The 4,367-nt window shown below is 71.6% G+C and carries 3 protein-coding genes; all 3 read left to right on the top strand.

All coding sequences use genetic code 11. The features are described 5' to 3' along the window. Positions 1-1,031 (top strand): dihydrolipoamide acetyltransferase family protein (locus ABZV78_RS31405; RefSeq protein ID WP_355644434.1); only part of this gene is annotated, 1,031 nt, incomplete at its 5' end. A gap of 97 nt (positions 1,032-1,128) precedes the next feature. Continuing rightward, positions 1,129-2,808 (top strand): right-handed parallel beta-helix repeat-containing protein, encoded by a 1,680-nt coding sequence (locus ABZV78_RS31400; RefSeq protein WP_355644433.1) that lies wholly within the window; start codon positions 1,129-1,131, stop codon positions 2,806-2,808. A 215-nt stretch (positions 2,809-3,023) separates the two neighbouring features. Next, a partial coding sequence (locus tag ABZV78_RS31395) for an Ig-like domain-containing protein (RefSeq protein ID WP_355644432.1) occupies positions 3,024-4,367 on the top strand: 1,344 nt, incomplete at its 3' end.

Here is a 4,367-nt window from a genome sequence, read left to right as displayed (position 1 = left end):
CCACGGCTGAAGCGGATGATGTCCCGGTGGGCGGGGCGCAGCCTCTACACGTTCGCCCGGGTGGGTACCCGGGACGCCACCAACAGCTTCAAGGCACCCCCGCCCCGGCGGCGGCCCGTCCGGACCCGGCACCGCCGACCGCGCCGCTGGTCATCTCGCCGATCGTCCGGCGGCTGGCCCGGGAACGTGGCCTCGACCTGGCGGCCCTGCACGGCACGGGACCGGGCGGGGTGATCCGCCGCGCCGACGTGGAGGCGGCCTCGGCCGCGCCGGCCGCGACGCTCGCCGCCGTGCCGGACGCCCCGGCCGCGCACGTCGGGCTGGCCCCGGCCGGCGACGGCGACGTGGTCATCCCGCTGACCGGCATCCGCAAGGTGATCGCCGACAAGCTCTCCCGCAGCCGGCGGGAGATCCCCGAGGTGACCATCTGGGTGGACGTGGACGCCACCGGGCTGCTGGCGACCCGGGCCGCGATCAACGCCGCCACCCCGGAGACGCCGGTGAGCATCCTGGCCCTGCTGGCCCGGATCTGCCTCAGCGGGCTGCGGAGGTACCCGCAGCTCAACGCGCACGTCGACACCGAGGGACAGCGGATCGTCCAGTCGGCCGGCGTGCACCTGGGCATCGCCGCGCAGACCGACCGGGGCCTGGTCGTCCCGGTGCTGCGCGACGCCCAGCGGCTGACCACCCGGGAGCTGGCCGCCGCCCTCGCCGAGACCACGGCGGCCGCCCGGGCCGGCGCCCTGCCCCCGGCGCGGCTGACCGGCGGCACCTTCACCCTGAACAACTACGGGGTGTTCGGCGTGGACGGCTCCACCCCGATCATCAACCACCCGGAGGCGGCGCTGCTCGGCGTCGGCCGGATCGTGGACAAGCCGTGGGTGGTCGACGGGCAGCTCGCCGTGCGCAAGGTGACCCAGCTCAGCCTCACCTTCGACCACCGGGTCTGCGACGGCGGGGTGGCCGGCGGCTTCCTGCGGCACGTGGCGGACTGCGTCGAGCAGCCCGCCCTGCTGGTGGCGAACGTCTGAGTCCCGGCCCCGGCCACCGTCGTGGCCGGGGCCGCACCTCTGTTTCTCCGCCCTCCGACCGGGAAGACGAGCCCGGTCGCCGACGGGGAGGGGACGGATGACGTATCCGCACATGTCCTCCGCCGGTGGGGTGCGCCCGCATCCGGTCGCCGGCGCGCCGCTGATGTGCGACGCGCGGGAGCACGGGCTGACCGGGGACGGGACGACCAACGACCAGCCGGCCCTCGCCGCGCTCGTGGACCGGCTGGGTGACGCGTACGCGGCCGACGGGCGGGCCCGGGTGATCTACTGCCCGCCCGGGGTGTACTCGATCCGGGACGCCGGCACGGTCTGGCGGACCGGCGTCTCGCTGGTCGGCGCCGGTCCCGGCGCCACCCGGTTCGTGCTCGGCAACCCCGGCAACCGGGCCGACCCGACCCCGCTGGCCTTCTACACTGCCGCCCTGCACGGCGCGGACCGGGACCGTCACCTGGCGTACTGCACCTTCGCCGACTTCGAGATCGACGGGTCCGGGGTGGCGATGGCCGAGTACAACCCGCTCGCCAAGGGGCTGGGCCTCCAGTACGTGGTCCGTGGCATGTTCCGCAACCTCTACATCCACCACACCGCGGCGACCGGCCTGGGCTGCGACTTCCTCCAGGACTGCATGATCGACGGGGTGCTGGTGGAGGGGTGCGGGCGGATGGACAACGGCACCGAGATGGGCGGCGCGGGGATCGGGATCGGGATCGGCGGCTGGGGCAGCGTCGAGCGGGTCAACGTGGTCAACTGCTCGGCGGTCGCCAACGCCACCAGCGGGATCTTCTTCGAGTTGCAGTTCCCGGGCGGGCTGCGCCCCCGCGGCATCCGGGTGGTCGGGTGTCACGCCGAGGGCAACCGGTTCGGGATCGCCGACTGGGGCGCAAACGGGCTGATCGTCTCGGCGTGCACACTGACCGGGAACCTCGACGCGGGCTTCCAGGTCTCGGCGAAGGGCACCACCAGCACCGCCGGTCGCGGGGGCATCCTGAGCGACTGCGTCATCGACGGGAACCTGCGCGACGGGGTCAGCATCGGCAACACCCCCGGGCCCTACACGATCCGCGGCAACCGGATCAGCGGCAACGGTCGGTACGGCTACCACCAGCGCAGCCTGGGCGGCCAGGAGCAGGAGTGCGCCCGGGAGATCGTCCTCGAGGGCAATGACTTCTACGGCAACAGCCTCGACGCCGTGCGCATCGACCGGCCCATCCGGGACGCCTTCATCAACGACAACCGGATCCGGGCGAACGGCCGACAGTGCGGGCCTTCGACCGTGGGTAGTGGTGACTCGGTGCGGTACACCGAGAAGTCGGTGGTCGACCGCCGGGAGCGCTGGCTGCCGGACGCGCACCGGGGCAAGACGATCAGCGTCGGGAAGCGGGTCGCGGTGGTGTCGGCCAACGACGAAACAGAGTTGCACCTGGCGCCGATCCGCCCGGACGCCTCCAGTGCCTGGAGCGGGGACATCCCGCCCCCGGGCAGTGCCTACGTCAAGCCCGCACCGCCGTCGACCCGAGCCGGCATCACCATCAACGCCGCCTTGACGGCGGCCACGATCCGGGGCAACCGGATCTGGGACAGCCACGAGCCGAGGACCCAGACTCACGGCATCTGGATCACCGACCAGGGCAGCTGCGTCGGTTGCCGGGTGGTGGACAACGACCTGGCCGGGAACGCGGAGGCGCCGACCCGGTTGGACACGCCACCCATCGGCGGGCGTTGGGAGCGCAATCACGGGGACGACGACCGGGGCTGAACCGGTCGTCGCGGCTCGTCCGGCGCAATCCGTCCCGGCCGTGACGCCGCACCCGTCGATGTCGCCAATTCCCATTTCCGTACGCCCGAGTCGAAATCGAAGCCGGCTGGCCCAAGCAATTCCGCCGAATATGCAACGGCGTCCGGAGGTCCGTACAGAATGTGAGGCATGGGGGGAGTGGAAATGGGGTGCGGAATATGGACGTGAAGCGGCGAATGACGCTGCTGGCGGTGACCATCGCAGCCACACCGTTGGTGGTCGGCGGGTGTACCGCCGGCCAGCGGGAGGCCGTGAAGCACGGCAAGGCGGCCGCGCCGTCGGTGAACCTGACTCCGGTGGACCGGACGAAGAACGTGCCGGTCAGTGCCGAGGTGGGGACCACGGTCAGCGGCGGGAAGGTCACCGCGGTGAAGCTCACCGACGACAAGGGCCGACCGGTGCCGGCGCAGCCGCGGGAGGACGGGTCGGGCTGGGTGCCGGACCGGCCGCTGGAGAACTCGCGGACGTACACCGCGGAGGTCACCGCGACCGGCGATTCCGGTCGGACCACCACGCAGAAGACGACGTTCACCACGATGGCGAAATCCACCAAACCGACCGTCACCAGCGAGCTCTATTTCACCGGTAATCAGACGTACGGGACGGCGATGCCGGTGGTGGTCGCATTCGATCCGCCCATTCCGAAAGAGGCCAGAGCGGACGTGCAGCGCCGGTTGTTCGTGAAGACCGACCCGCCGCAGCCGGGCGCCTGGTCGTGGGAGTCAGACGGCAAGCAGGTCGAATACCGGGCGCCCGACCACTGGAAGTCCGGCACGAAGATCAGCGTACGGAGCGCGCTGGAGGGGCTGCCGATCGGCAAGGATGCCATCGGCGACGCCGACCACAGCGCGACCTCCAAGATCGGCCGGCAGGTCTCGCTCGAGATCGACAACGCCACCAAGCAGATGTCCGTCTACCGGGAGGGCAAGCTGCTCCGCAAGGTCCCGGTGAGCATGGGCAAGTCGAGCACGCCGACCTCCAGCGGCAAGATGGTGATCATGGAGAAGTTCGAGCAGACCACCTTCGACACCCGGGGTTCGGCCGATCCCTACGTGGTCGACGTCGAGGACGCCCAGCGGCTCACCTGGGGTGGCGAGTTCATCCACTCCGCGCCGTGGTCGGAGGGGGACCAGGGCTCCATCAACGTCTCGCACGGCTGCACGAACGTCTCCGCCGCCGCCGCGGACTGGCTGATGGGCGTCACCCAGGTCGGCGACCTGGTGACCATCAAGGGCACCGAGGTGAAGCTGGATCAGGGCAACGGCTTCACGGCCTGGAACGTCGGCTGGGACGAGTTCATCAAGGGCAGCGCGCTGCCCGTACCGGCCGGGCTGAAGCCCCAGCACAGCGCCACGCCGCACCCGGGCGCGGTGGCCGGCGGATCGGCGCCCGCCCCGGCCCCGTCCAAGAGCAACAGCGGCGGCATCGACTTCCACGACCTGGGGCTCGTGGTGGTCGACGAGCAGCACCGGTTCGGCGTGGAACAGCGGGACGCGCTGCGGGCCAAGGCCGACCAGCCG

It is taken from the genome of Micromonospora sp. NPDC004540 (genome assembly GCF_040610095.1).
GTDB lineage: Bacteria > Actinomycetota > Actinomycetes > Mycobacteriales > Micromonosporaceae > Micromonospora.
The sequence above is the reverse complement of the archived record's forward strand: the minus strand, read 5'-3'. Positions and strand labels throughout refer to the sequence as shown.

Excerpts from the sequence above, each read along its gene's own strand:
- ABZV78_RS31400 (WP_355644433.1), top strand. The coding sequence starts at position 1,129 with ATGACGTATCCGCACATGTCCTCCGCCGGTGGGGTGCGCCCGCATCCG.